Origin of the sequence: Pandoraea sp. (assembly GCF_004297875.1) — a bacterium.
In the GTDB taxonomy this organism is placed as follows: domain Bacteria; phylum Pseudomonadota; class Gammaproteobacteria; order Burkholderiales; family Burkholderiaceae; genus Pandoraea.
In genome coordinates, this window is record NZ_SCSK01000020.1 from 13,894 (window position 1) to 39,382 (window position 25,489).

The window sequence follows — 25,489 nt, forward strand, 5'->3', positions numbered from 1 at the left end:
GTCATTTCTGTTTGGGAACGCGCCCCATCAGGAAGAATTCGTCGTTCGGGCGCATCGAAATCACGTTGGCGATGCGGTTCGACATGCCGAAGAATGCGGTAATTGCCGCGATGTCCCAGATATCTTCGTCGCTAAAGCCTTGGGCGCGCAGCGCGTCGAAATCGGCGTCGTCGACGGCGCCCGCCTGCTGGCAGACCTTCATGGCGAAAGCCAGCATGGCGCGCTGCCGCGGCGTGATGTCCGCCTTCAGGTAATTCACGGCAAGCTGATCGGCCAGTAGCGGCGCCTTTTCGTAGATGCGCAGGATCGCGCCGTGGGCGACGACGCAATACAGGCAGTCGTTGGCGCCGCTGGTCGCGACCACGATCATCTCGCGCTCGCCCTTGCTCAGTCCGCCGTCCTTGAGCATCAGCGCGTCGTGATAGGCGAAGAACGCGCGGAATTCGTCGGGCCGATGCGCCAACGTCAGGAACACATTGGGCACGAAGCCGGCTTTTTCCTGCACCTCCAGAATGCGCGTCCGGATGTCATCCGGCAGGGCATTGAGGTCGGGTACGGGGTAGCGGCTGATGGGTGCGGCGTGAGTCATGAAGTCGTCTCCTGCGGTGGCCTACGCGTCGCGGCGCGCAAACTGGATGCCGTGCAAATGCGCGTAGATGCCGTTACGGGCCAGCAATTGCTGGTGCGTTCCCTGCTCGACGATTTTGCCATGCTCGAGCACGAGAATGCGGTCGGCGCGCTCGACGGTGGACAAGCGATGCGCGATCACCAGCGTGGTGCGGCCCCGCATCAATACCTCCAGCGCTGCCTGCACGTGGCGCTCCGATTCGGAGTCGAGCGCGGAGGTCGCTTCGTCGAGAATCAGGATCGGCGCGTCCTTGTAGATCGCACGGGCGATCGCCAGGCGCTGACGCTGGCCGCCCGACAGGCGCATGCCGTTGTCGCCGACCATCGTCCTTACCCCGTCGGGCATCGCCTGCACGACATCGCGCAGGTTCGCCGCCGCCAGCGCAGCGTCGACGCGGACCGCATCGATCTCCTGCCCGTACGCGACATTGGCGGCAATGGTGTCGTTGAACAGCACGACGTCCTGGCTGACGAAAGCGATCTGGCGACGCAGGTCGGCCAGGCGGAATTCCTGGATCGGCACGTCGTCCAGGCGAATCTCGCCGGCCGTCGGGTCGAAAAAGCGCGGCAGCAGATTGACCAGTGTGGTTTTGCCGCTGCCCGAAGGCCCTACCAGAGCGATCATCTCGCCAGGCGACACGCTGAAGCTCACGTCGCGCAGCGCGATCGTGTCGAGTCCATAGCGAAAGTCCACATGTTCGAACGCCAATTGCCCACGCGCATGCTCGAGCGGGCGCGGGCCGCCAGCCGATTCGATCGGCTCGTCCATCAACCGGAAAATCATCTCGGCGGCAATCACGCCACGTTGCAGCGGCTGGTTGACATCGATCAGGCGCTTGAGCGGCGAGACCACCAGCAGCATCGCGGTGACAAATGCGACGAACCCGCCCACTGTGGTCTGGTTGCTGGCCGACTGGATCATCGCGAAAGTGATGACGATCGCCAGGGCAATCGAGGCAAGCATCTGCGTGAGCGGCTGGGCCAGTCCACCGGCAATGGTCATGCGCATCGCATAGCCACGCAGGGTCGTTGTCATTGCATCGAAGCGGCGCGTCTCATAAGCCTCGCCATTGTGGATCTTGACGACCTTGTAGCCGCCCGCGGCCTCTTCGACCACGTAGGACAGCTCATTCGTCAGATTCTGGTTTTCGCGATTCAGACGGCGCAGGCGGCGGTTGATCTTGCTGACCAGGAAACCGATGATCGGCATGATCGCGGCAACGACCAGCGTCAGGCGCCAGTTCAGATAGAACAGATAACCAAGCAGCCCGACCACGGTGAGGAAATCCCGCACCATCGTGATCAGCACGCCGGTGAGCACCGATAACACCTGATTGACCTCGAAGACAATCGAGTTGATCAGCGTGCTGGTGGTCTGGCGCTGGAAGAACGCTGCCGGCGCGTGCAACATGCGCTCGAACATGCGCACGCGCAGATCGAGCAATACATGGTTGGAGACCCACGACAGCAAATAATTGGAACTATACTGAGCCAGCCCGCGCAGCACCGCCAACCCGACGATCGCGGTTGGCACGAACCACAGCGCGCTGGGATGCCTGGTGCCGAACCCCTTGTCGAGCACCGGCTTGAGCACCGCAGGAATCGCCGCCTCGGATGCCGCCACCAGCGCCATCGCAAAAATCGCAAGCAGGCCCATTCCCCAGTAAGGACGAAGGTAACCATACAAGCGCCACAGTACCTTGCTTGCGGGCGGGGGAGCGTTCATGAATATCCGGACAAATGCAAACCGGTATTCTAAACCAGCCACTGCCGGGCACTGCATATCCCTGTGCGATCGGTAAAGCCTGGCGTCGCCGGTCGTTGTCCACAGATTTTGTGGACAGCCCTGTGCATAACTTCGCGCACACAGCCCACTGGCGGGCTCCCGGCATGAACGAGCTCGCCGCAGGCGCGTAGCTGTCGCATCTGGTTCCGTCGCGACGTTGGCAACGCAGCGCAATGCGGCGTAAAACTTCAAGTCCGCGCATGCCGGACATGTCGGCCAAGGCGACGGCCGGTATACTGCGGGCCATGGCAACCGCACTCGACCTTCTCCGCACCGTTTTTGGCTATAACGCATTTCGCGGCGATCAGGCCGATATCGTCGAGCATCTCGCGCAAGGCGGCGACGCGCTGGTGCTGATGCCCACCGGGGGCGGCAAGTCGCTGTGCTACCAGATTCCGGCGCTGCTGCGCGCGGGCACTGGCATCGTCGTGTCGCCACTGATCGCACTGATGCAGGACCAGGTCGATGCGCTGCTGCAAGCCGGCGTGCGGGCGGCCTATCTGAACTCCAGCCTGCCGGGCGATGCGGCCGCCGACGTCGAGCGGCGTCTGATGCGCGGCGAGCTCGACCTGCTCTATGTAGCGCCGGAGCGCTTGCTGACCGATCGCTTCCTCGGCCAGCTCGACCGCCTCGACCAACAAAACCGCATTGCCCTGTTCGCGATCGACGAGGCGCACTGCGTGTCGCAATGGGGGCATGACTTCCGCCCCGAATACATTCAACTCTCGGCACTGCATGAACGTTACCCGGCGGTGCCTCGCATCGCCCTGACGGCAACCGCCGACACGGCCACGCGCGACGAGATCCGCGTGCGGCTGGGTCTGGAAAACGCGCGCGTGTTCGTCGCCAGTTTCGATCGGCCCAATATCCGTTACGAAGTCGTCGACCGCGACAATCCGCGCCGTCAGTTGCTGACGTTTCTCGCTCGCCATCGCAGCGAAGCCGGCATCGTCTACTGCCTGTCGCGCAAAAAGGTCGAGGAAACCGCCGTCTGGCTGCAAGCTCAAGGAATCGCGGCGCTGCCCTATCACGCGGGCCTCGACGCCGAAGTGCGACGCGCGCACCAGCAGCGTTTTCTGCGCGATGAGGGATTGGTGATGGTCGCCACAGTGGCGTTCGGCATGGGCATCGACAAGCCCGACGTGCGCTTCGTGGCACACCTGGACTTACCGAAGAGCCTGGAAGCCTATTATCAGGAGACCGGCCGGGCCGGTCGCGACGGCGAACCGGCCGAGGCCTGGATGACCTACGGACTGAACGACGTGGTGGTGCATCGCGGCCGCATCGACGAGTCGGCCGCGCCGGAGACGCAAAAGCGGATCGAGCGGCAAAAGCTCGATGCCATGCTGGCCTATTGCGAGGCGGCGCGCTGCCGCCGCGCCGTGCTGCTCGACTATTTCGGCGAGGCCAGCGCGCCGTGCGGCAATTGCGATGTCTGCCTGAACCCGCCGGAAGTATGGGACGGCACGGTGGCCGCGCAAAAAGCGCTATCGGCGATTTTGCGCACCGGCCAGCGCTTCGGCGCCGGCCATCTGATCGATCTGCTGCGCGGCCGCGCCACTGACAAAATCCGCCAGTTCGGCCATGAAGCCCTGCCGACCTTCGGCGTCGGCGCGGAACTGGACGACGCCGGCTGGCGCGCGGTGTTTCGCCAATTGCTGGCGCATACCATCATCGAAGCCGACGCGACACGCTATGGCGCATTGGTTCTGAACCCGGCCGCACGGCCGGTGCTCAAGGGCGAGATGCGGCTGGATTTTCGCCGCCAGCGCGCGCCGACAGGCAAAGCGGCAGCCAGGCGCGGCCGGCTTGCCGGCTATGGCGACAGCAGCGCGCACGAAGAGCTTGACATTGCCGATCAGCAGGTGTTCGAGCGCTTGCGCCAATGGCGCCAGGAAACCGCCCGCACGCAGCAGGTGCCCGCTTACGTGATCCTGCACGACCGTACCCTGCGCGAGCTGGCGCAGCGCCGCCCGGCCGGCCAGGACGCCCTGTCCGAGATCTCGGGCCTGGGCGTGGCAAAAATCGAGCGTTATGGCGAGGCTTTGCTCAAGGTGCTCGCCGAGACTTAGCCAAAGCACGGCGGGCTTCGAAGCGGTTGCAGTATACTCGGCACGCCCGTGTGATTTGCCCGGCACGCGGAAGCGAACGCCCCCTGCATGTTCGACCCGAATGCATTTCGAGACGATGCCATACACCACCATTTCGCCAGCCGGCGAGCCAAGCGATCGAACCCAATGAACCGCCCAGGACGCATCTCTCTGGTCATCACGACGTACAACCGCCCGGATGCGCTGGCGGCGGTGTTGCGCGCCTGCCTGGACCAGACCGATCAAAACTGTGAGCTGATCGTGGCCGACGACGGATCCGCCGAAGACACCGCCATGCTGGTGGAGTCGGTTCGTGCCGCGGCGCCCGTGCGCGTCGCGCATGTCTGGCAGCCGGACGAAGGCTTTCGCGCGGCAGCCATTCGCAACAAGGGCATCCTGGCCGCTCAGGGCGACTACGTGGTGTTCCTCGACGGCGACTGCGTGCCGCAGCGCACGTTCGTCGCCGCGCATCGCCGCCTGGCCGAAACCGGTCACATCGTGACCGGCAGCCGTATTCTGCTCGACGAGCCGCTCACGCGGCGCCTGCTCGATGAACAGGCCGCGATTCAGCGTCTGCCGCTATCCTTCTGGCTGGCGCAGCGGCGTGAGCGGCATATCAACAAGGTGCTCCCGCTGCTGGGTTTTCAGGCTATGCCGCTGCGCCGCTGGAAGCCGACCAGCCTGCGCGGCATCAAGACCTGCAACCTGGGGGTCTGGCGCGACGATCTCGAGGCCATCAACGGCTTCGACGAGAGCTTCGTCGGCTGGGGGCACGAGGACGCCGATCTGGTTGCCCGGCTCTACAACTACGGGGTGCGCCGCACGCGCGGATATTTCGCCACGGAGGTCTTTCATTTGTGGCACCGCGAAGCGCCGCGGGACCGCGCGCGCGGCAACTATGAAACCGTACAGGCGCGCCTGCGCAGCGGACAGTATCTCGTCGAGCAAGGAATGCGGCCCGGCACGGATCTTCAGGATACCCATCGACCATGAGCAACGGCCCCCACGATGCGAACGCGCCGAGCCGCGCGCCTGCCACGAAGCTGCCATTGAGCGTGATCGTCACCACGCTCAACGAACGCAACAACATCGTGGCATGCCTGGCATCAGTCGAGCCGATCGCCGCCGAGATGATCGTGGTCGATTGCGGCAGCTCCGATGGCACCGTGGAGCTCGCCCGCGAAGCCGGCGCCACGGTGCACGTCACGCCCGACTGGCCGGGCTTTGGTCCGCAGAAAAACCGCGCGCTCGGCCTGGCCACCCAACCGTGGATTCTGTCGATCGACGCCGACGAACGCCTGAGCCCGGCATTGGCCAACGAAATTGCCGATGCGGTAAGCCAGGCGCATCATGCCGGCTACGAAATCCCTCGCCTGTCGCAATTTTGCGGCCACTGGGTAAGGCACTCCGGCTGGTATCCGGATTACGTGCTGCGCCTGTTCAAGCGTGGCGCGGGGCGTTTCAGCGATCATCTGGTTCATGAACGGGTACTCGTCGACGGGACCCTCGGCCGGTTGCGCGAGCAATTGCTGCACTACAGCTACACCACCATGGCCCAAGTCGAGGAGAAGAGCGCGCGTTACGCGAAGGCAGGCGCCGAAGAGCTGTTCCGGCGAGGCGTCAAGGTGTCGGCGCTAACGCCCTGGTACAAGAGCGGCTGGGCGTTCGTGCGCGCTTTCGTGCTGCAGCGCGGCTTCATGGATGGGTGGGCGGGTTTTGCGATCAGCCGTTCTCATGCGCATACGACCTATTCGAAATACCAGCAGCTGCGGGCGCTGCGCCAGCGGCACTCAACCCCGTCTGCTCCGCTCGAATAGCCACGCCGGCGGCAGTGCCGTGCACCATGCCGCCAGCCTCGAGAGTCAATACACCAATTCCACGGCCGCCGGGCTCAGCCACGAAGCCAGTTCCGCAAGCAGTTCGTCACCCGGCTGGACCTTCCAGTCGTCGCCCAGCCTCGATTCGCACTGCGCATCGGAGCGCGCATAGCGAATGTGCACCGGCAAGCCGCTGGCGCCGGCGCCGTTGGCGCCCATGCGGTAGATCGCGCAATGCGGCTGCAGCACCGCGCGCAGGCGCTGCGGGTCGGCGTTGCCATTGAACGACAGGCGCAGCGCGCGGGCATAGCGCGCCCGCGCCGCGCCGAGATCCATGACCGACTCGGTGGTAAAGCGCAGGCCGCCGGTGAAGCTGTCGTGCCGTGCGTTGCCCTGCACGATCAGTAATTCGTCTTCCTTGAAGCAATGGCGATGCGCCTCGTATTGCTCGTTGAACACGGTGACTTCGATCTGGCCGGTACCGTCATCGAGCAGGGCGATAAGCATCTTGCCTCGTTGCGTCATCTGTGTGCGCATGCTGGTGATGACACCGGCAATCAGCTTGTCCCGGCCCTCGCTCAGGTCGCCGAGCTTGATGCGCACGAAGCGGCGCACCTCGTCGCGATAGGCATCGAACAAATGGCCCGACAGATAAAAGCCCAGCGCGGTTTTTTCTTCCTGCAGCTTTTTCTTGTCGGGCCAGGCCGGCTCGTCGACCAGCTCGATCGGCGCATGCAGGTTCTCGCCGTCGGCCAGATCGAACAGGCTGACCTGATTGGCCGAGGCGCTGGCCTGCTCGGCCGCTTCCATCGCCAGGCCGACCGAGGCCATCAATTGCGCGCGATTCGGATTGAGCTGATCGAAAGCCCCGGCGCGAATGAGCGCCTCGACGGTGCGCCGGTTGACCACGCGCCGGTCGATGCGTGCGCAGAAGTCGAACAGATCGGTAAAGGGCCTGTCGGCGCGCGCACGCAGGATGTCTTCGATGGCGCTCTGGCCGCTGCCCTTGATGGCGCCCAAGCCGTAGCGCACGGTTTTCGCATCGGCCGGCTCGAACCGGTAGGCCGACACGTTGACGTCGGGCGGCAGCACCGCCAGACCGTTGGCCAGGCAATCCTCGTAGAGAATCTTGACCTTGTCGGTGTCGTCCATCGCCAAACTCATGTTGGCCGCCATGAATTCGGCTGGATGGTGCGCCTTGAGCCAGGCTGTGTAGTACGCCAGCAGCGCATAGGCGGCCGCGTGCGACTTATTGAAACCGTAGCCGGCGAATTTTTCCATCAAGTCGAAAATTTCGTCGGCTTTTTCGGCCGAAAGCCCGTTCTTGGCGGCCCCATCGCGAAACAATTCGCGATGCTTGGCCATTTCCTCGGCCTTTTTCTTGCCCATCGCGCGGCGCAACAGGTCGGCGCCGCCCAGCGAGTAGCCACCGATGATCTGCGCCATCTGCATCACCTGCTCCTGGTAGACCATGATGCCGTAGGTCTCCTTGAGCACCGGCTCGACGCGCGGATCGGGATACTCGGTGCGCTCGCGGCCGTGCTTGCGCGCGCAGAAGCTGGGAATCAGATCCATCGGGCCGGGACGATACAGCGCCACCAGCGCGATGATGTCCTCGAAGCGATCGGGTTGCGCGTCCTTGAGCATGCCTTGCATGCCGCGGCTTTCCAGCTGGAACACGGCCACCGTGTTGGCCTTTTTGAGCATGCCGAACGCCTGCGGGTCGTCCAGCGGCACCTGCGCGAGCGACCAGTCGGCCATCTCCGGATGCAACCGCTTGATATAGCGTTCGGCCCAGTTCAGGATGGTCAGCGTGGTCAGGCCCAGGAAGTCGAACTTCACCAGGCCGACGGCCTCCACGTCGTCCTTGTCGTATTGGCTGACAACCCCGCCGTCCTCGCCCTGGGTGTACAGCGGGCAGAAGTCGGTCAGCTTGCCCGGGGCGATCAGCACGCCCCCCGCGTGCATGCCGACGTTGCGGGTGAGGCCCTCGACGCGCTGCGCCAATTCCATCAACTGGCGTACTTCGTCTTCGGCGGCGAAGCGCTCGGCCAGCAGTGGCTCCTCCTTCATCGCGTCGTCGAGCGTGACATGCTTGCCCGGCTTGAACGGAATGAGCTTGGCCACGCCGTCGACGAAGTTATAACCGAGGTCGAGCACGCGGCCGACGTCGCGCACCGCGGCCTTGGCAGCCATCGAGCCGAACGTGGCGATCTGCGAGACCGCATCGGCGCCGTACTTTTCCTTGACGTATTGAATGACGCGGTCGCGCCCGTCCTGGCAGAAGTCGATATCGAAGTCGGGCATCGAGACCCGCTCCGGATTCAGGAAGCGTTCGAACAGCAGGTTGTAGCGCAGCGGATCGAGGTCGGTAATGCCCAGCGCATAGGCCACCAGCGAGCCGGCTCCCGAGCCCCGGCCGGGCCCGACCGGGACGCCGTTATTCTTGGCCCAGTTGATGAAGTCGGCCACGATCAGGAAGTAGCCCGGGAATCCCATCTTGATGATGGTGCCGGTCTCGAACGCCAGGCGCTGCTCGTAAGCCGCCCGCTGCGCCTCGCGCTCGGCCGGGTCGGGATAGAGTTGCGCCAGGCGTACTTCCAGTCCATCCTTGGCCTGCTGCACCAGGTAGTCGTCGAGCGACATGCCATCGGGCGTGGGAAACAGCGGCAGCTTGGGCTTGCCCAGTTCCAGCGTCAGATTGCAGCGCTTGGCGATTTCGACGGTGTTGGCCAGCGCCGACGGAATATCGGCGAACAACGCGCACATCTCGTCCTGCGTGCGGAAGTATTGCTCCGCGGTAAAGCGCTTGACGCGGCGCGGATTGGCCAGCATCTCGCCTTCCGAGATGCACACGCGCGCCTCGTGCGCGGTGAAGTCGTCGGGCGTCATGAACTGGATCGGGTGCGTGGCGACCACCGGCAAGCGCAGCGTCGAAGCCAGCATCACCGCCTGCTGGATATATTGTTCGGTGCCGGGCAGGCCGGCTCGCTGCAGTTCGATATAGAACGCGCCGGGAAAAACGCGCGCCCAATGCTCGGCGTGCCGCCGGGCGGCATCGGCGTTGCCGGCCGCGATGGCCTGCCCGATATCGCCCAACTGGGCGCCGGACAAGGCCAGCAGGCCTTCGGCCATGCCGTCCTGCTCGAACCACGCCGGGTCGATCTCGGCTTTGCCGCGTGACTGGTTGGTGAGCCACGCCTTGGTAAGCAACTGGCACAGATTGAGATAGCCGGTGCGGTTTTTCACCAGCAACAGCAGACGCGACGGCTTGTCGCGCTCGGCGCGGTTGGTGATCCAGGCGTCGCAGCCGATGATCGGTTTGACGCCCCGGCCGCGGGCCTCTTTATAAAAACGGATGGCCCCGAACAGATTGGCCAGATCGGTCAGCGCAAGCGCGCCCTGCCCGTCGGCGGCCGCCGCCTCGACGGCGGCGTCGACGCGCGCGATGCCGTCGGCGATCGAGTATTCGGAGTGCAGGCGAAGGTGGAGATAGCGTGGTTCGGACATCCGGCTATTGTACTCTGCCGCCCCTGCGCCGCGGTCAGCCGAAACCCGCTTTGAGCGATAATAGCGAACCATTCGCGAACGCTTCATTCACCATGTCTATCGTCAATATCGCGGCGTATAAGTTCATCGCGCTCGAGAACCCCGCCGCCATGCGCGAGCCGCTGCTCACGCTATGCCAATCGCTCGAACTCAAGGGCACGATCCTGCTTTCCCCGGAGGGCATCAACCTCTTTTTGGCCGGCGCCAGCCAGTGCATCAGCGCGTTCCTGGCGCATCTGCGCGCCGACGAGCGCTTGGCCGACATGCCGGTCAAGGAGAGCCTGTCGCAGGAGCAGCCGTTTCGTCGCATGCTGGTCAAGCTCAAGAAGGAAATCATCACCATGCGCATGCCGGTCATCCGGCCGGCCGAGCGGCGCGCGCCGGTCGTCGATGCCGCCACGCTCAAACGCTGGCTGGACCAGGGGTACGACGACGCCGGACGCGAGGTCATGCTGCTCGACACGCGCAACGCGTTCGAAGTCGATGTCGGCACCTTCGAGGGCGCGATCGATTACCGTCTGCATAAATTCTCCGAGTTCCCCGATGTGATCGCCGCGCACCGCACCGACTTCGCCGGCAAGACTGTGGTGTCGTTTTGCACCGGCGGCATCCGCTGCGAGAAAGCCGTGCTGCACATGGAGAATATCGGCATGGAAAACACCTATCAGCTCGAGGGCGGCATTCTGAAATATTTCGAGGAGGTCGGCGGTGCGCATTACCGGGGCGACTGCTTCGTGTTCGACTACCGCACGGCGCTCACGCCGGGCCTCGCACCCGCACCGACCGTGCAGTGCTTCGCCTGTCGGGCGGTGGTTACCGCCGAGCAGCAGCAATCGCCGGATTACGTCCCGGGCGAGCGCTGCCCGCATTGCGCCGACCAGTCCGCCACCGGCCGACGCGCGGCCGGGGCAGTACTGCAGACCCAGGCCGATCCGGCCTGAGTGGCGCCCCTATGGCCAGCGCACGGCCCTTGATCAAACGGTACAGAGGGCGCTTCGCGCCGTCGCCCACCGGTCCGCTGCATCGCGGCTCGCTGGTCACCGCGCTGGCCAGCTATCTGGATGCCCGCGCGCATGGCGGCGCGTGGCTGATCCGCATCGAAGACCTGGACGAGCCGCGCTGCCTGCCGGGTGTGGCCGAGGATATTCTCGATACGCTCGCGGTGTTGGGCATGCGCCCGGATGAGCCAGTGATTTGGCAACACCAGCGCGTCGCCCGTTATCAGGCCGCGTTCGATGCGCTCGATGCCCGGGGGCTGATTTACCCCTGCGGCTGCACGCGCCGCGAGATTGCCGACTCGCTGGCCAACACCCGCGCACGTCACATGACACTGGCCTATCCCGGCACCTGCCGCAACGGTCTGCAGGGCAAAGCTCCACGGGCGTGGAGAGTGCGCATACCGCAGGGGGATGCCGCGACCATTTCATTTACCGATCGCTGGCTCGGCCAGCAGCGGCAAAACCTTGCTACCGAAGTCGGCGATTTTGTACTCAGGCGCGCCGACGGACCCTGGGCGTATCAATTGGCGGTGGTGGTCGACGATGCCGAGGCCGGCGTCACCGACGTCGTACGCGGCGCCGATCTGCTTGATTCGACAGCGCGTCAAATCTATCTGCAGCAATGCCTGAACGCGCCCACGCCACGTTATATGCACGTGCCGCTGGTATTGGCGCAGGACGGTGAAAAGCTCAGCAAGCAAAACGGCGCACAGGCGCTCGATCGCAGCGCATTGCTGTCGGAATTGACCTGGGCGGCGCGTTTTCTGGGGCTACCGGTGACGAGTGGCAACGCGGCCACCCTGGAAGGTTTCTACGAGTGGGCGGTCGCCGCGTGGGCCCGGCGATGGGTAGCGCGCCCGACGGCGTGACTCGCGACGCTGGCGTGGCGCGTCAGTCGCGCGGCGTCTTGAGCGGCACGCCACCGAGCAACGCGGCCAGTTGCCGCTTGGGCGGCTTGGGCGATGCCGACTCGGGCGTCTTCATCTCGGCGGCCTCATTCTCTTTGGCCGGCGCGGGCTCGTACGGCTTGTAGAAAATCTCATCCTCGGGGGCAATATGCCGCGCACGCGGCGAGCGCGGCGTGCGCCGCTCGAAGGTGGCTGAACGCCCGTTGCGACGATCGTCGCCGTCGCGCTCGTGATGCCCCGGCGTCGGTATCAGTTGCAATTGTCCGCGCGGGATATCCCGCTTGATCAGCTTCTCGATTTCAACCAGATGCTTGCGCTCATCGGGCGCGCACAGCGAGATCGCTTCGCCCGAGGCGCCGGCGCGGGCAGTGCGGCCAATGCGGTGCACATAGTCTTCCGGGTTGTACGGCAGGTCGTAATTGATCACGCCAGGCAACTCGGCGATGTCGAGCCCGCGCGCGGCTACGTCGGTGGCCACCAGGGCGGTGATGCCGCCCTGCTTGAAGGCCTCGAGCGCCTGCATCCGTTCGGCTTGCGATTTATCGCCGTGAATCGCCGCCGTGACCACGCCATCGCGTTCCAGTTGGCGCGCCAGACGGCTCGCGCCGATCTTGCTGTTGACGAATACGATCACCTGCTTGAGATCGCGCTCCCGCAGAAGCTGCACGACGGCCGCACGCTTGTCATCCTCGGCCACTTCATAGACCACTTGCTGGACGTTCTCGGCCGTCGCGTTGCGGCGCGCCACCTCGATCGTGACCGGGTCGCGCAAATAGCTGGCGGCCAGTTTTTTGATCTCGCCGGAGAACGTAGCCGAAAACAACAGGGTTTGGCGAGATTTTGGCAGCAGGTTCAGGATGCGCTGCAGGTCGGGCAGAAAGCCCATGTCGAGCATCCGGTCAGCCTCGTCGAGCACCAGGATCTGCACCTGGCCAAGATCGACCGTGCGTTGCTGTACATGATCCAGCAACCGCCCCGGCGTGGCAATCAGGATTTCCACGCCACGCCGCAATTCGGCTTCCTGGGCGCGCATGTCGACGCCGCCGAATACAACGGTACTGCGCAATGCGGTGTGCTGCGCGTAACCGCGCACGTTATCGGCCACCTGATCAGCCAACTCCCGGGTCGGCGTCAGAATCAGCGCACGCACCGGGTGCCGCGCCGGCGATGTACTGGTGCTGGCGTGCGCGAGCAGGCGCTGGAGGATCGGCAGCGAAAAACTGGCGGTCTTGCCGGTGCCCGTCTGTGCCGCCCCCATGACGTCTCGCCCCGCCAGCACGACCGGAATAGCCTGCGCCTGGATCGGCGTGGGCTGCGTGTAACCTTGGTCGGCCACGGCACGCAGGATATCGGAATGCAGCCCGAAGCTGTCGAAGCCGGCGGAGGGAACAGCATTCACATCAGACATGGGCGAATTTCTCTGGCAAAAGAACGAAGTGGTCGCACGGTCATGCCGTGCAAAGCGTTATCACGAAGATGGTCTGGCTGGCGCAGGAGGCGCCCGGAATCACTGGAACGAGCGCGATGCAAGCAGCACATTCATGCAGCGAGGGCCGCGCCTTTGGGATGGCGGCAACCCTCGGAAAGATGAAAATCAGGCAGATTCTAGCACTTACGAAGAAACATCGTATGTTACCCGGCGAATATCGCATTCCTGCGGATGCCCGCCGCCCTAGTGTGCCGGGGTTTGCTCGCCGTGATGCCGCTCCGGCCCGACCGCCGCCTGGCGCCTGGCCTGATCGACGGCGAAGCGACGCGCGAGCACGGCGCACACCATCAATTGCAGTTGGTGAAACAACATCAGCGGCAATACGATGACGCCAACCGTGCTGCCGGCAAACAGCACGTTGGCCATCGGGATGCCGCTGGCCAGACTCTTTTTCGAGCCACAGAAGATGATGGTGATCTCGTCTTCACGATTGAAGCCGAGATAGCGGCTGGAAAACGTCGTGAACGTCAGCATCAGCCCGAGCAGAATAGCGCACGCCACCAGCAGGCCGCCGAGCGCCAGCAGCGGTATCTGGTGCCATAGCCCGCCGATTACCGCCGCGCTGAACGCCGTGTACACCACCAGCAAAATCGAGCCTTGGTCAACCACCTTGAGAACGATCTTGTGCCGATCGACCCACTCGCCAATCCAGCGCCGCAGGACCTGCCCGGCCATGAAAGGTAGCAGCAACTGCAGCACGATCTTGCCGATCGAATGCAGTTCGCTGCCGGGCCCGCCATGGTGCAGCACCACCAAGCTGACCAGCAGCGGCGTAATGAAGATACCGAACAGGCTCGACCCCGACGCGCTGCAAATCGCCGCCGGCACGTTGCCGCGCGCGATCGACGTGAATGCGATGGCCGATTGCACGGTGGCAGGCAATGTGCACAGGAACAGCAACCCGATGTAGAGGGTCGGCGTTATCAACAGCAGGAAAAGCGGCTTGAGCAGCAGGCCCACCAGCGGAAAAACCGCGAACGTACTGAGAAACACCAGGAGGTGCAGTCGCCAGTGCGTGGCGCCGGCCAGCACGGCCTCGCGCGACAATTTCGCACCATGCAGGAAAAACAGCGCCGCGATGGCGAAGCTGGTCAAGACCTCGAACACCTTGCCGAGTTCGCCCCGGCAAGGCAGGACACTTGCGATCGCCACGGTGGCGACCAGCATCAACGTGAAGTTATCTGGGAGAAAACGGGGGCGGGCCATCACTATCTCGAATTACGGACAAACGCCGCGACGCTTGGCGCCAGGCATGCAAAAACCCCCTTCGACCAGCGCGAACGAGGGTACGGGGCGCATTACAGCGCAAAGACGTTTGAAATGCAAATGCATTTAAAACGGCGATTTATACGTTTTTTGCATTAAACGCGCGGCACACCGTCCCTTGGGGGCGCCAGCGGCTCAGGGGCGAACGAGTCGCGTTTCGCCGTGCTGCAGTATCCAGAAACGCGACGTCGGCAGTTGCCGCGCGCGCAGCGCCTCGAGCAGCTTGCGCGGCGGTTCGTCGAGCGGCTCGTCGGTCAGGTGGAAGGTGCCCCAATGAATCGCCAGGCCCTGGCGGCTGCGGGTATCCTGCAAAATCCTGACTGCCTCGTCCGGATTGACATGCTGTGCACGCATGAACCAGCGCGGCTCATAGGCACCAATCGGGATGGCAGCCAGATCGATGCCGCCAAAGTGTTCGCCGATCGCCTTGAATTCATCGCAATAGGCGGTGTCGCCGGTAAACAGGAAGCGAAAGTCCGCCCATTCCGCGACCCAGCCGCCCCACAGCGTGCGATTGATGTCGCGCAGGCTGCGGCGGCTCCAGTGCTGGGCCGGCACCAGGTGCATGCGCGCCGCGCCCAGCCTGGCATGCTGCCACCAATCGAGCCCGATGACCGGACCGATGCCCCGCCGCAATAGCCAGTCGTGCAACCCCAGGGGGGCAAAAAAGGTCGGCGCGCCGCCGCCTTGGCGAGCCAGCGCGCGCAATGTCGGCAAATCGAGATGATCGTAATGGTTGTGCGAAAGCAACACCGCATCGATGCGCGGCAGCCGGTCGAGTCCTGGCGCGGCAGGCACCAGCCGGCGCGGGCCGAGAAACGGCAATGGCGAGGCACGCTCGCTGAAAATCGGATCGGTCAGCACGTTCAGCCCGCCCGCTTGGACCAGCACCGTGGCGTGCCCCACCCAGGTCACCACTGGCTCGGGGCCTGGGCGCCACACCTGCGGCAACGCATCGGCCACCGGTAAATCCGGCACTGCACCGCGGCCGGCGCCCGCGTGCCGCGCGCGCCAGCGATCCCATTGCCAGCGCCAGAAACTTCCCGAGCGCGCAATCCGCTGCCGGTTGCGAAAACGCCCGTCCCGTGCATCGCGCGGCGCGCCGGTACGCGGTGGTAACTCTGCGGAACTCATGACATGTGCCTCAGGCGAGAAAGTCGCATCAGTGTAATCAGATTCGGCGGCGGGAAAAAACATGACGCCATTAAAGCCGCTGTCACAAAGACATTTCATAGTGCGAAGCGGGGCATTTTTACGGGGAAAATATGCAACACCTGAGTCTAAACAAAAAGCTGTGGCTCGCCTTGGCAGTCGTCTGGTGCGGTTTGATCGTGATGATCGTGTGGGGCGTGGCGACGGCCCGCAACACCATGCTCGACGAGCAGCGCAATACACTCAAAAGCATGATCCAGGCCGCCAACAGCATTGTCGCCACCTACGAGGAATTCTCCACCAGCTACGCCATGACGCCGGACGATGCCAAGCGCGAGGCATTGTCGCAACTGCGCTCGATCCGCTATGGCAAGGATGGCTACATCACCGTCAGCGACGCGCGTCCGGTGGTATTGATGGACCCGGTCGACGGCAGCCTCGAGGGCAAGCCGGCGGCCCGGATCAAAGACAGCCGCGGCACGGCGGTCTTCAGCGCGATCGCCAGGGCAGGCAATGCCAAAGGCGGCGGCTTCGTCCAATATCTGTGGCCCAAACCCAGCGGCGGCAAGCCCATCGAGAAGCTCGCCTATGTCCACTATTTCAAGCCGTGGGGCTGGTACCTGAGCACCGGCGTCTATCTCGACGAGGTCGCTGCGGCCTCGCGTTTGGCCCTGCTGCGCGCGATCGGTCTGGCGCTCGCCGCCGGCCTGGCAGTCACGGCGGTGATGTTGCTCATCATCCGCAACGTCAAGCGCAGCCTGGGGGGTGAGCCGGCCTATGCGGCGGGCGTGGCCGAGCGTATCGCCGATGGGGACCTGCGCCAGCCCGTCGAGATGATGGGCGAAGACCGGCGCAGCATGCTCTACGCGATGCGCCGCATGCAGCAAAATCTGGTCGGCATCGTGACCCGCATCCAGGCCGCCAGCGGCGCGATCACGCATGCCGCGGGCGACATCAGCCAGGGCAATCGCGCCTTGGCCGCGCGCACCGAAGAACAGGCGGCATCGCTCGAAGAGACCGCCGCGAGCCTCGAACAACTGACCGCCAGCGTGCGGCAGAACGCTGAACACGCCACGCTGGCCAGCCAGTTCTCGGCCAGCGCCTCGGCGACGGCCGCGCGCGGCGGCAAGGTGGTCGGCGATGTAGTCGAAACGATCAACGACATTGCCAGTAGTTCGAAGAAAATTGGAGAAATTACCGGCTTGATCGAAAGCATTGCGTTCCAGACCAATATTCTTGCGCTCAATGCCGCGGTCGAAGCGGCCCGCGCCGGCGAACAAGGGCGAGGCTTCGCGGTGGTCGCCGGCGAGGTGCGCGCGCTGGCGCAGCGTTCGGCGGCCGCGGCCAAGGACATCAAGGAACTGATTGCGCAAGCCGCGGGCAAGGTCGACGCCGGCACCCGCCTGGCCGCACAGGCCGGCAGCACGACGGGGGAGATCGTCGCCGCAGTGCAGCGCGTGACGAGCCTGATGGATGAGATTGCCTCGGCCACCGTCGAGCAGAGTCATGGCATCGAACAAGTCAACCAGGCGGTAATGCAAATCGACATGACGACCCGCCAGAACGCCAACCTGGTCGATGAAACCCGCGCCGCGGCACAGGCGCTCGAAGTGCAAGCCGAGCAACTGCATAGCGCAGTCGCGCTGTTTCGCATCGATCACGGCGCGACAGCGCCGGACGCGTACGATGCGTCGGACGACGCGCCCGCCGTCGCGCCGAACGAGGATCATCCGCTCGGCGCGCTGCCCACGCCTGCGATCAGGCCGTTGCGACTGGCCTCGGCACGGCGCGCTTGAGGCAAGTCATTTCACCACGGCGCGAAAGCTGATTGCCAGGCGGTTCCAGGCATTGATATTGGCGATCGCGAATGTCAGGTCGGCGATTTCCTTATCGGAGAAGTGGTCCCTCAGCGCGGCGAATGCCTCGTCCGGCGCGCGCGTCTGGGCAATGCGCGTCACCGCTTCGGTCCAGGCCAGCGCGGCACGCTCACGCTCGGTGAAAAAGGCGGCTTCGCGCCAGGCCGCCAGCACATGCAGGCGTCGCTGGTCCTCGCCGTCGCGCAGGGCCTCGCGTGCATGCATATCGCAGCAGAAAGCACAGCCGTTCATTTGCGACGCGCGCAACCATACCAGGTGCAGCAAACCGATTTCAAGACCGCATTCCCTCAGGTATGAGCCAATGCTGAGCATGCTCTGATAGGGCGGGTTCGACAGCTTTGTGTAATTCAAGCGGGGTTCCACGGCAAGCTCCTTGTATGAGTCGAGAAAGGTTGACTGAATGGCACGGAAGACAGCTTACCCGCGACATGCCCCATTCAACAGGTCCAAAAAACGCTAAAATCGGTGGGCCATGACATCTCGCCCTCCACGCGCGACCGGCGCACCCTCCCAGGCCAGCGGCGGTTTCGATTTCGCCCGCCTGGACCTAGCCGCCACGGCCGGCGCGGGGCCGGCCCCCGTGTATCGGGTGCTCTATCAACGTATCCGCGAGGCCATTCTGACCGGTCAACTGGGCGCCGGCAGCCGGCTGCCGTCGACCCGCGCGTTGGCCAGCACATTGTCGGTAGCACGCGGCACGGTGGAGGCCGCCTATGAGCTGCTGGTTGCCGAAGGGTACGTGATCGGGCGCGGCGCGGCGGGCAGCGCGGTCAATCCGCAACTGGCGGGTACCCGGCCGGTGCGGCGCGACGTCACCGCCAGTGTCATACCGTCGGCAGGACGCCAGGCCGGCGGGCCGTTGCCGCTGCAAAACGGCACGCCCGCACTCGATGCCTTTCCCCGCAAGCTGTGGGCGCGCCTGTCGGCACGTCAGGCGCGCAATTTCCCCAGCTCCGCCCTGCCCTATCAGGATCCCGCCGGCTGGTGGCCGTTGCGCGCGGCCCTGGCCAACTATCTGGCGATCTCGCGCGGCGTGCAATGCGCTCCCGAGCAGATCATGATCACCGCCGGCTACCAGGGCGCGCTCGCGCTCGCCGCCAAGCTGCTGCTGCAACCCGGCGACGAGGTCTGGCACGAAGACCCCGGTTACTTCTTCACGCGCGACGCATTGCAGCTGGCGGGAGCCACTATCATTCCGGTGCCTGTCGACGGGCAGGGAATCGACGTCGCCGCGGGCTTGCGTCGCGCGCCCGGCGCACGTCTGGTGGTCGTCACGCCATCGCATCAGGCGCCGCTCGGCATGGCGCTGTCACTGCCACGCCGGCTGGCGCTGCTGCAGTGGGCGGCCGAGCATGGCGCCTGGATCGTCGAAGACGACTACGACAGCGAGCTGCGTTACAGCGGCGCACCGCTGCCGGCACTCAAGAGCCTCGATCAGCAAGGCCGCGTGCTTTATGCCGGCTCGTTCAGCAAAGTCTTGTTCCCGGGGCTTCGGCTCGGCTACCTGGTGCTGCCGGACGCCCTGATCGAGCGTTTCACTACGGCCAGCACACTATGGTGGTCGGCGCATGGCTGGCTGGAACAGGCCACCGTTGCGGAATTCATGGAACAGGGACATTTCAGCCGGCACGTCCGGCAAATGCGCCAGCTTTACGCCGCGCGGCGCATGGCGCTGGTCGAGGCGCTGCAATGCCATCTGGGCGAGCATATCGATGCCGCGCCGCCGGCCGGCGGCATGCATTTACTCGGCTGGCTACGGCCCGACGCCAGCGACCAGGCGTGCGCGCGGGACGCCCGCCATCACCGTCTGGCGCCCGCGGCGCTCACTCCCTGGTGCATCGAGGCGCGCATGCGCCCGGCGCTGTTGCTCAATTTCACCAACCTGCCCGCCGAGCATGCAGTGCAGACGGTGCGCCGTCTGGCGCGCGTCAAGGGCCTCTGAGATGCGGGCTCGAGGCACGAAGCGGCGCGCTTTTCGGGACGCCGCACAACTTGTGTTCCCTGCCGACTCGGTGTATCGTTGCCCTCAGCTTAGCGCAGGGGTCCTGCAACCACGTTGCGGGTGAGACATACCCTTAGAACCTGATCTGGATAATGCCAGCGCAGGGAGCGTGACACCTCCCCTCGTGTGAATTGTCCCCTGTGCCGCCGACCGGGCATCAACCGGTCACTTTTGTATGTTGGGGCTGAATCCAAAGCAAGCAGAGCAGTTCCGCAGTCTCGATGCCGACGCAGGCAGCATGCGCGGCACGGCAGGAATGCGGCACTGCTGCAGAATTCTTTTGATCCAGTCCCCCGTGCCAGCCAGGAGACAATTGCATGAACGCCAACCCCAAGTTTCTCTCAGCCACCGCCCACGTCGATGACGCGGCGATTCAACCGCTGCCCAATTCGCGCAAAATCTATGTGACGGGCTCGCGCCCGGACATTCGCGTGCCGATGCGCGAGATTTCGCAAGCCGATACTCCGACCAGCTTTGGCGGCGAGACCAACCCGCCGGTGTTCGTGTACGACACATCCGGCCCCTACAGCGACCCGGATGCGAAAATCGACATCCGCTCCGGCCTGCCCCCGTTGCGCGCAGCCTGGATCGAGGAACGCGGTGACACCGAAGTGCTGCCGGGCCTGACCAGCGCCTACGGCCGCGAGCGCGCCGCCGACCCGCAACTCGACGAACTGCGTTTTCCCGGCCTGCACCGCACGCCGCGCCGCGCCAAGGCGGGCAAGAATGTCACACAGATGCATTACGCGCGGCAAGGCATCATCACGCCGGAAATGGAATACATTGCGATTCGCGAAAACCTGCGCCGCGAGGAATACGTGCAAAGCCTGCGCGAGTCCGGACCGCAAGGCGAAAAACTGGCCAACCTGATGACCCGCCAGCATCCCGGCCAGCACTTCGGCGCCGCGATTCCGGCGCGGATCACGCCGGAATTCGTGCGCGACGAAGTCGCTCGCGGGCGCGCCATCATCCCCAACAACATCAATCACCCGGAAAGCGAGCCAATGATCATCGGCCGCAACTTCCTGGTGAAGATCAACGCCAACATCGGTAACTCGGCGGTCACCTCGTCGATCGGGGAAGAAGTCGACAAGATGACCTGGGCGATCCGCTGGGGCGGCGACACGGTGATGGATCTGTCCACCGGCAAGCACATTCATGAAACGCGCGAATGGATCATTCGCAACAGCCCGGTGCCGATCGGCACGGTGCCGATCTATCAAGCGCTGGAAAAGGTCAACGGCAAGGCCGAGGATCTCACCTGGGAAATCTTCCGCGACACGCTGATCGAGCAAGCCGAGCAGGGCGTCGACTATTTCACGATCCACGCCGGCGTGCGCCTGCCGTTCGTGCCGATGACGGCCAGCCGCATGACCGGCATCGTCAGCCGCGGCGGCTCGATCATGGCCAAATGGTGCCTGGCGCACCACCAGGAAAGTTTCCTGTACACGCACTTCGAAGATATCTGCGAGATCATGAAGGCGTACGACGTGGCGTTCTCGCTCGGCGACGGCCTGCGCCCCGGCTCGATCTACGATGCCAACGACGAGGCCCAACTGGCCGAGCTCAAGACCCTGGGCGAATTGACGCAGATCGCCTGGAAGCACGATGTGCAGGTGATGATCGAAGGTCCTGGTCACGTGCCGATGCACCTGATCAAGGAAAACATGGATCTGCAGCTCGAATACTGCGACGAAGCGCCGTTCTACACGCTCGGGCCGCTGACTACCGACATCGCGCCCGGCTACGATCACATCACCTCGGGCATCGGCGCGGCCACCATCGGCTGGTACGGCACCGCGATGCTGTGCTACGTCACGCCGAAGGAGCACCTGGGTCTGCCCAACAAGGACGACGTCAAGGAAGGCATCATCACCTACAAGCTCGCCGCCCACGCGGCCGATCTGGCGAAGGGCCATCCGGGCGCGCAGATTCGCGACAATGCCTTGTCCAAGGCGCGCTTCGAGTTCCGCTGGGAAGATCAGTTCAACCTGGGCCTGGACCCGGACAAGGCGCGTGAATTCCACGACGAGACGCTGCCCAAGGATTCGGCCAAGGTGGCGCACTTCTGCTCGATGTGCGGTCCGCACTTCTGCTCGATGAAGATCACGCAGGACGTGCGCGAATACGCCGCCAAGCAGGGCCTCTCCGAACAGGACGCGCTCAAGCAGGGCATGGAAGTCAAGGCGGTCGAGTTCGTCAAGAGCGGCGCGCAGATCTACCAGCGCACCTGAGGCAGCCCCCGCCACGGGCGACGCGCCGTGCGCGCGGGTGCCCGCTGCAATCCCCGGCGCACGCTTCGCGCGCCGGGGATTTTTCTTTAACGGCGCGATGCAATCCGGCAATCGACCCAATCAGGCCCCCTCTGGTGCGCGGCCCATCTCGCCACCGCCCGGTTTTGTGGCATGCTGTCGAGGCTTCTCCTGCCCCAGGCCCTTGTTCACCGATTCGCCGACCGAAGTTTCCTCATTCAAACAACCACAAACCTTTTGGTAACAACCGTCATTCCCCGGGTGCCGTCATGAGTGCGTATGCTTTCCTTTTCTCGCTCGTTCTGCTGATACTTCTCAGTGCCTTCTTCTCGATCTCCGAGATCGCCCTGACTGCCTCCAAGCGAACCAAGCTGCAAGTCCTGTCGGAAAAAGGCGAGCAACGCGCGCTGAAAATCATGCTGCTCAAGGAGCAACCCGGCAATTTCTTTACCGTGGTGCAAATTGGCGTCAACGCGGTGGCAATCCTGGGCGGTATTCTCAGTGAGGGTGCCCTCAACGGGTATCTGCGCGAAGCGGCCTTGCCGTTCTTCGCGCCCGTGGCGGCCGAGCGCATTGGCAGCATCGGCTCGTTTCTGATCATCACCGTGCTATTCATTCAATTCGCCGATCTGATTCCCAAGCGGTTGGCGATGATCAATCCGGAGCAAGTGGCGTTGCGCATCATCGAACCGATGTTGATGTGCATTCGCCTGCTCAAGCCCCTGGTCCTGGTCTTCAATGGCCTGGCCAATCTGGTGCTGCACCTGTGCAAGTTGCCCACCCGCTCGATCGAGCACGTCACCTCGGAAGACATCAGCGCAATCATGGATGCCGGCGCCGAGGCGGGCGTGCTGCGCAAGCAGGAACTGCACCTGATTGAAAACATCTTCGAGCTGGAATCGAAGAACATCGCCTCCGTCATGACCTATCGCGACGACGTGGTGTACTTCACGATCGCCGGCGACGAAAAGGGCATACGCGAGAAAATAAACGCGCGGCCGCATGCCAAATATCTGGTGTGCCGTGACGATATCGACAGCGTGCTTGGTTTCATCGACTCCAAGGACTTGCTGCAACGCGTGGCCAACGATGATTTCAGCAGCGTGATTCGCAATATCGAGAAGTTCTACAACAAGAAGCTGCTGGTCATTCCCGACACGCTGAATCTGTCGGAAGCGCTGGCCAGATTCAAGGAAGCCAGGGAGAACTTTGCCGTGATCATCAACGAATATGGGCTGGTGGTCGGTATCGCAACGCTCAACGATATCGTCACGGCGCTCATGGGCAGTGTGATCTACCCGAGCGACGACGAGCAAATCGTCAAGCGCGACGAGAGTTCGTGGCTGGTTGATGGCGTCACGCCGATCGACGACGTAAAAAAGACGTTGCAGATCGACGAGTTGCCCGGCGAAGGTGACTACGAAACCATCGCCGGCTTCATGATTCACGCGCTCAAGCGAATCCCGAAGAAATCGGAAGCGGTCGAGGCGGCAGGTTTCCGGTTCGAGGTAGTGGACATCGACAACTACAAAATCGACCAGTTGCTGATCTCCCGCCTGACGTGAGCGATGCTAGCGCCCGGCCGGCAGGCGCACCGTGTACTGGCCCGATTTCTCGTCGTGCAGCACCCGCACCAGGTCATGCCTCTCCGCATCCTCGACCAGTTCCTTGAATGAACGGTATCCGTAATAGGCCTCGTTGAACCCCGGCGCGCGGCGTTTGAGGGTCTGCTTGACCATCGAGCCCCAGATTTTTTCGTCGGAATCACGCTCGGCAATCAGCGCTTCGACGGTTTCCACCAGCAGATCGAAGACTTCCTGTTGCTTCTCGTTCTCGGCCACCGCGCCGGCGCTCGACTTGGCCGCCCCACCACGCGCGCCGGTCTTGCGAGGCGCGCGCTTTTTCTTGGCTTCCTGCGCCTGCACCAGATCGTCGTAGAAAATGAATTCGTCGCAGTTGGCCGTCAATAGATCGGAGGTCGAATTCTTTACCCCGACACCGATCACGTGTTTATTGTTCTCGCGCAGTTTCGACACCAGCGGTGAGAAATCGGAGTCACCACTGAGAATCACGAACGTGTCGACGTGAGCCTTCGTGTAACACAAATCGAGGGCGTCGACGACCATGCGGATGTCGGCGGAGTTCTTGCCGGATTGCCGCACATGCGGAATTTCGATCAACTCGAACGCCGCCTCATGCATCGGCCCCTTGAAGTCCTTGTAGCGCTCCCAGTCGCAATAGGCCTTCTTGACGACGATGCTGCCCTTGAGCAGCAGGCGCTCGAGCACTTTCTTGATGTCGAACTGGGCATACTTCGCGTCACGTACACCCAAGGCTACATTCTCGAAGTCGCAAAACAACGCCATGTTGGTGATTTCTATTTGACCAGCCATTGGGGTTCTTCCTGGTGAGAGTGGAGTGGCAGCGCCGGGCGCACAGGTGCCAGCCTAACATGCAGGGCCATTTGCTGGCGTATCACAAAAATTTGCAATCAGTGTTTGCCTATTCCGACGAATCAGCGTATAAACAGGAGCTAGGCAAGTCAAGATGAAAGTCCGTTGATCGCCGGTTCTCTCTGCAGTTGTTCGCACTCAGCGCTTCCGTTCTCAATTTTCCTTGTTTGTCTTCCACGTGGCGTCGCATTCCGCGTTCGTCATTGTCAAGTTTTTTGTCAGGAAATATCATGAGTTCAGGTACAGTCAAGTGGTTCAACGATGCCAAGGGTTTCGGTTTCATTACGCCGGACGACGGCGGTGACGATCTCTTCGCGCATTTCTCCGCGATCGAGGGCGACGGTTTCAAGTCGCTGCAGGAAAATCAAAAGGTCTCCTTTGAAATAACCAAAGGGCCGAAAGGCATGCAGGCCTCGCGTATCCGCCCGGCCTGAGTCTGCGCCAGACTGATCGCAACATCGGCGCATCCGTCAGGATGCGCCGTTTTGTTTGGATCGCGGCGATGCGGCCAACGCATGCGCCTCGGCGCCGCTTCACGCGAAGTCCGATGCGCTGCAACGCCTCGGTCGAATCCTTTACGGTTGGCGAGACTCAAGGAGAACGACATCATGGCCAAAGGACAATTACGCGGCAACAAGGAAGCCAAGAAGCCGAAGCAGAGCAAGCTGCCGGGCAAGCCCGTTTCGCCCGACGCGCCGCTGCGCACGGCCTCCGTCGTCACCGTCGTGCCCGATCGCCACAAGAAGAAATAGCCGGCTGCCAATACGCTGCCAGCACAATGCCCACCGGCCAGGGGCCGGGCGGCCGCCTGTGCGCATCGGCCCCAAGGCCGATCCATTCTCGCCATCCCATCGGCCGCCCTACCGGCCGGCTGTCTGGCATTCAACCGACAAGGAAATCGCAATGGCAAAAGAAGAACTGATAGCAATGAACGGCATGGTCGACGAAGTGCTGCCGGATTCGCGCTTGCGCGTCACGCTCGAGAACGGCCACAGCCTGATCGCGTACACCTCGGGCAAGATGCGCAAAAGCCACATCCGCGTGCTCGCCGGCGACAAGGTGTCGCTCGAGCTATCACCGTACGATCTCAACAATGGCCGCGTGACTTTCCGTCACATCGAAGGGCGCGGCGCCTTCACGCCGGCACGCCGCCGCTACTGAACGATATGTGTTTGGCCGAGTCAGGGCCGGCGGCGTTGCCGCTGGCCGTTCGGCTCGGCATT

19 protein-coding genes, 1 pseudogene and 1 riboswitch are annotated in these 25,489 nt (G+C 63.6%); of the genes and pseudogenes, 12 read left to right on the forward strand and 8 right to left on the reverse strand.

The window, feature by feature from the left end:
- Position 1 precedes the first annotated feature (1 nt).
- Together EPN80_RS06170 and msbA are read right to left on the reverse strand one after the other, a co-directional pair.
- Entirely contained in the window at positions 2-589 is a 588-nt protein-coding gene (locus EPN80_RS06170) for a peroxidase-related enzyme (protein ID WP_293024846.1), read from the reverse strand.
- A gap of 21 nt (positions 590-610) precedes the next feature.
- Entirely contained in the window at positions 611-2,353 is a 1,743-nt protein-coding gene (gene msbA, locus EPN80_RS06175) for a lipid A export permease/ATP-binding protein MsbA (RefSeq protein ID WP_293024848.1), read from the reverse strand.
- A gap of 269 nt (positions 2,354-2,622) precedes the next feature.
- Here msbA and recQ point away from each other — a divergent pair, with 269 nt between their 5' ends.
- From recQ to EPN80_RS06190, 3 genes are all read left to right on the forward strand, one after another.
- Positions 2,623-4,485: a DNA helicase RecQ gene (gene recQ, locus EPN80_RS06180; protein WP_293024911.1), complete on the forward strand. Its 1,863-nt coding sequence runs from the start codon at positions 2,623-2,625 to the stop codon at positions 4,483-4,485.
- A 165-nt stretch (positions 4,486-4,650) separates the two neighbouring features.
- Positions 4,651-5,496 carry a glycosyltransferase family 2 protein gene (locus EPN80_RS06185; RefSeq protein ID WP_293024850.1) on the forward strand — a complete coding sequence of 282 codons (846 nt, stop codon included), beginning with the start codon at positions 4,651-4,653 and terminating at the stop codon, positions 5,494-5,496.
- Positions 5,497-5,546: 50 nt separating this feature from the next.
- Complete coding sequence (locus EPN80_RS06190; protein ID WP_293024913.1) at positions 5,547-6,320, forward strand: glycosyltransferase family 2 protein; 774 nt, start codon at positions 5,547-5,549, stop codon at positions 6,318-6,320.
- A 45-nt stretch (positions 6,321-6,365) separates the two neighbouring features.
- On the opposite strand, the gene dnaE is transcribed toward EPN80_RS06190, so the two are convergent.
- A complete protein-coding gene (dnaE, locus tag EPN80_RS06195; protein WP_293024852.1) occupies positions 6,366-9,830 on the reverse strand; it encodes a DNA polymerase III subunit alpha in 3,465 nt (1,154 codons plus the stop codon).
- 92 nt (positions 9,831-9,922) lie between these two features.
- Between dnaE and EPN80_RS06200 the strand changes: the two genes are divergently transcribed.
- Positions 9,923-10,810, forward strand: a complete 888-nt coding sequence (locus tag EPN80_RS06200) for a sulfurtransferase (protein ID WP_293024854.1) — start codon at positions 9,923-9,925, stop codon at positions 10,808-10,810.
- A gap of 11 nt (positions 10,811-10,821) precedes the next feature.
- On the forward strand, positions 10,822-11,736 hold the full coding sequence (gene gluQRS / locus EPN80_RS06205) for a tRNA glutamyl-Q(34) synthetase GluQRS (RefSeq protein WP_293024856.1): 915 nt from the start codon (positions 10,822-10,824) through the stop codon (positions 11,734-11,736).
- A gap of 22 nt (positions 11,737-11,758) precedes the next feature.
- Here the strand turns inward: gluQRS and EPN80_RS06210 are convergent, their stop codons facing one another.
- The 3 genes from EPN80_RS06210 to EPN80_RS06220 all read right to left on the reverse strand — a co-directional run bounded on the left by EPN80_RS06210 (position 11,759) and on the right by EPN80_RS06220 (position 15,664).
- The gene (locus EPN80_RS06210) at positions 11,759-13,183 is read right to left on the reverse strand and encodes a DEAD/DEAH box helicase (protein WP_293024858.1); all 1,425 of its coding nucleotides are present in this window, start codon (positions 13,181-13,183) and stop codon (positions 11,759-11,761) included.
- Between the two features lie 264 nt (positions 13,184-13,447).
- Positions 13,448-14,470, reverse strand: coding sequence for a bile acid:sodium symporter family protein (locus EPN80_RS06215; RefSeq protein ID WP_293024860.1), 1,023 nt, complete (start codon positions 14,468-14,470; stop codon positions 13,448-13,450).
- A gap of 195 nt (positions 14,471-14,665) precedes the next feature.
- Entirely contained in the window at positions 14,666-15,664 is a 999-nt protein-coding gene (locus EPN80_RS06220; protein ID WP_293024863.1) for an MBL fold metallo-hydrolase, read from the reverse strand.
- A 131-nt stretch (positions 15,665-15,795) separates the two neighbouring features.
- Here EPN80_RS06220 and EPN80_RS06225 point away from each other — a divergent pair, with 131 nt between their 5' ends.
- Positions 15,796-17,478: a methyl-accepting chemotaxis protein gene (locus EPN80_RS06225; protein ID WP_293024865.1), complete on the forward strand. Its 1,683-nt coding sequence runs from the start codon at positions 15,796-15,798 to the stop codon at positions 17,476-17,478.
- 6 nt (positions 17,479-17,484) lie between these two features.
- Here EPN80_RS06225 and EPN80_RS06230 read toward each other — a convergent pair whose 3' ends face one another.
- Entirely contained in the window at positions 17,485-17,922 is a 438-nt protein-coding gene (locus EPN80_RS06230) for a carboxymuconolactone decarboxylase family protein (RefSeq protein ID WP_293024867.1), read from the reverse strand.
- A gap of 109 nt (positions 17,923-18,031) precedes the next feature.
- Here EPN80_RS06230 and EPN80_RS06235 point away from each other — a divergent pair, with 109 nt between their 5' ends.
- The 3 genes from EPN80_RS06235 to EPN80_RS06245 all read left to right on the forward strand — a co-directional run bounded on the left by EPN80_RS06235 (position 18,032) and on the right by EPN80_RS06245 (position 23,378).
- Positions 18,032-19,501, forward strand: a complete 1,470-nt coding sequence (locus EPN80_RS06235; protein ID WP_293024869.1) for a PLP-dependent aminotransferase family protein — start codon at positions 18,032-18,034, stop codon at positions 19,499-19,501.
- A gap of 86 nt (positions 19,502-19,587) precedes the next feature.
- Positions 19,588-19,685: riboswitch (TPP riboswitch) on the forward strand.
- 193 nt (positions 19,686-19,878) lie between these two features.
- Complete coding sequence (gene thiC, locus EPN80_RS06240) at positions 19,879-21,795, forward strand: phosphomethylpyrimidine synthase ThiC (RefSeq protein WP_293024871.1); 1,917 nt, start codon at positions 19,879-19,881, stop codon at positions 21,793-21,795.
- A gap of 287 nt (positions 21,796-22,082) precedes the next feature.
- On the forward strand, positions 22,083-23,378 hold the full coding sequence (locus EPN80_RS06245) for a hemolysin family protein (protein ID WP_293024873.1): 1,296 nt from the start codon (positions 22,083-22,085) through the stop codon (positions 23,376-23,378).
- 33 nt (positions 23,379-23,411) lie between these two features.
- Here EPN80_RS06245 and EPN80_RS06250 read toward each other — a convergent pair.
- A pseudogene (locus tag EPN80_RS06250) lies at positions 23,412-24,206 on the reverse strand (NYN domain-containing protein); the annotation flags it as partial.
- Positions 24,207-24,496: 290 nt separating this feature from the next.
- Here EPN80_RS06250 and EPN80_RS06255 point away from each other — a divergent pair.
- From EPN80_RS06255 to infA, 3 genes are all read left to right on the forward strand, one after another.
- Positions 24,497-24,700, forward strand: a complete 204-nt coding sequence (locus EPN80_RS06255; RefSeq protein WP_293024875.1) for a cold-shock protein — start codon at positions 24,497-24,499, stop codon at positions 24,698-24,700.
- A gap of 174 nt (positions 24,701-24,874) precedes the next feature.
- Positions 24,875-25,018 (forward strand): hypothetical protein, encoded by a 144-nt coding sequence (locus tag EPN80_RS06260; protein ID WP_293024876.1) that lies wholly within the window; start codon positions 24,875-24,877, stop codon positions 25,016-25,018.
- Positions 25,019-25,169: 151 nt separating this feature from the next.
- Positions 25,170-25,427, forward strand: a complete 258-nt coding sequence (gene infA / locus EPN80_RS06265) for a translation initiation factor IF-1 (RefSeq protein WP_293024878.1) — start codon at positions 25,170-25,172, stop codon at positions 25,425-25,427.
- Positions 25,428-25,489: the final 62 nt, after the last annotated feature.

Coding starts and splice junctions, on each gene's coding strand:
- EPN80_RS06170 (WP_293024846.1), bottom strand. CDS start 589: ATGACTCACGCCGCACCCATCAGCCGCTACCCCGTACCCGACCTCAAT.
- EPN80_RS06220 (WP_293024863.1), bottom strand. CDS start 15,664: ATGAGTTCCGCAGAGTTACCACCGCGTACCGGCGCGCCGCGCGATGCA.
- EPN80_RS06235 (WP_293024869.1), top strand. CDS start 18,032: ATGACATCTCGCCCTCCACGCGCGACCGGCGCACCCTCCCAGGCCAGC.
- EPN80_RS06260 (WP_293024876.1), top strand. CDS start 24,875: ATGGCCAAAGGACAATTACGCGGCAACAAGGAAGCCAAGAAGCCGAAG.
- EPN80_RS06210 (WP_293024858.1), bottom strand. CDS start 13,183: ATGTCTGATGTGAATGCTGTTCCCTCCGCCGGCTTCGACAGCTTCGGG.
- EPN80_RS06185 (WP_293024850.1), top strand. CDS start 4,651: ATGAACCGCCCAGGACGCATCTCTCTGGTCATCACGACGTACAACCGC.
- gluQRS (WP_293024856.1), top strand. CDS start 10,822: ATGGCCAGCGCACGGCCCTTGATCAAACGGTACAGAGGGCGCTTCGCG.
- EPN80_RS06245 (WP_293024873.1), top strand. CDS start 22,083: ATGAGTGCGTATGCTTTCCTTTTCTCGCTCGTTCTGCTGATACTTCTC.
- infA (WP_293024878.1), top strand. CDS start 25,170: ATGGCAAAAGAAGAACTGATAGCAATGAACGGCATGGTCGACGAAGTG.
- EPN80_RS06255 (WP_293024875.1), top strand. CDS start 24,497: ATGAGTTCAGGTACAGTCAAGTGGTTCAACGATGCCAAGGGTTTCGGT.
- thiC (WP_293024871.1), top strand. CDS start 19,879: ATGAACGCCAACCCCAAGTTTCTCTCAGCCACCGCCCACGTCGATGAC.
- msbA (WP_293024848.1), bottom strand. CDS start 2,353: ATGAACGCTCCCCCGCCCGCAAGCAAGGTACTGTGGCGCTTGTATGGT.
- EPN80_RS06225 (WP_293024865.1), top strand. CDS start 15,796: ATGCAACACCTGAGTCTAAACAAAAAGCTGTGGCTCGCCTTGGCAGTC.
- EPN80_RS06215 (WP_293024860.1), bottom strand. CDS start 14,470: ATGGCCCGCCCCCGTTTTCTCCCAGATAACTTCACGTTGATGCTGGTC.
- recQ (WP_293024911.1), top strand. CDS start 2,623: ATGTCGGCCAAGGCGACGGCCGGTATACTGCGGGCCATGGCAACCGCA.
- dnaE (WP_293024852.1), bottom strand. CDS start 9,830: ATGTCCGAACCACGCTATCTCCACCTTCGCCTGCACTCCGAATACTCG.
- EPN80_RS06200 (WP_293024854.1), top strand. CDS start 9,923: ATGTCTATCGTCAATATCGCGGCGTATAAGTTCATCGCGCTCGAGAAC.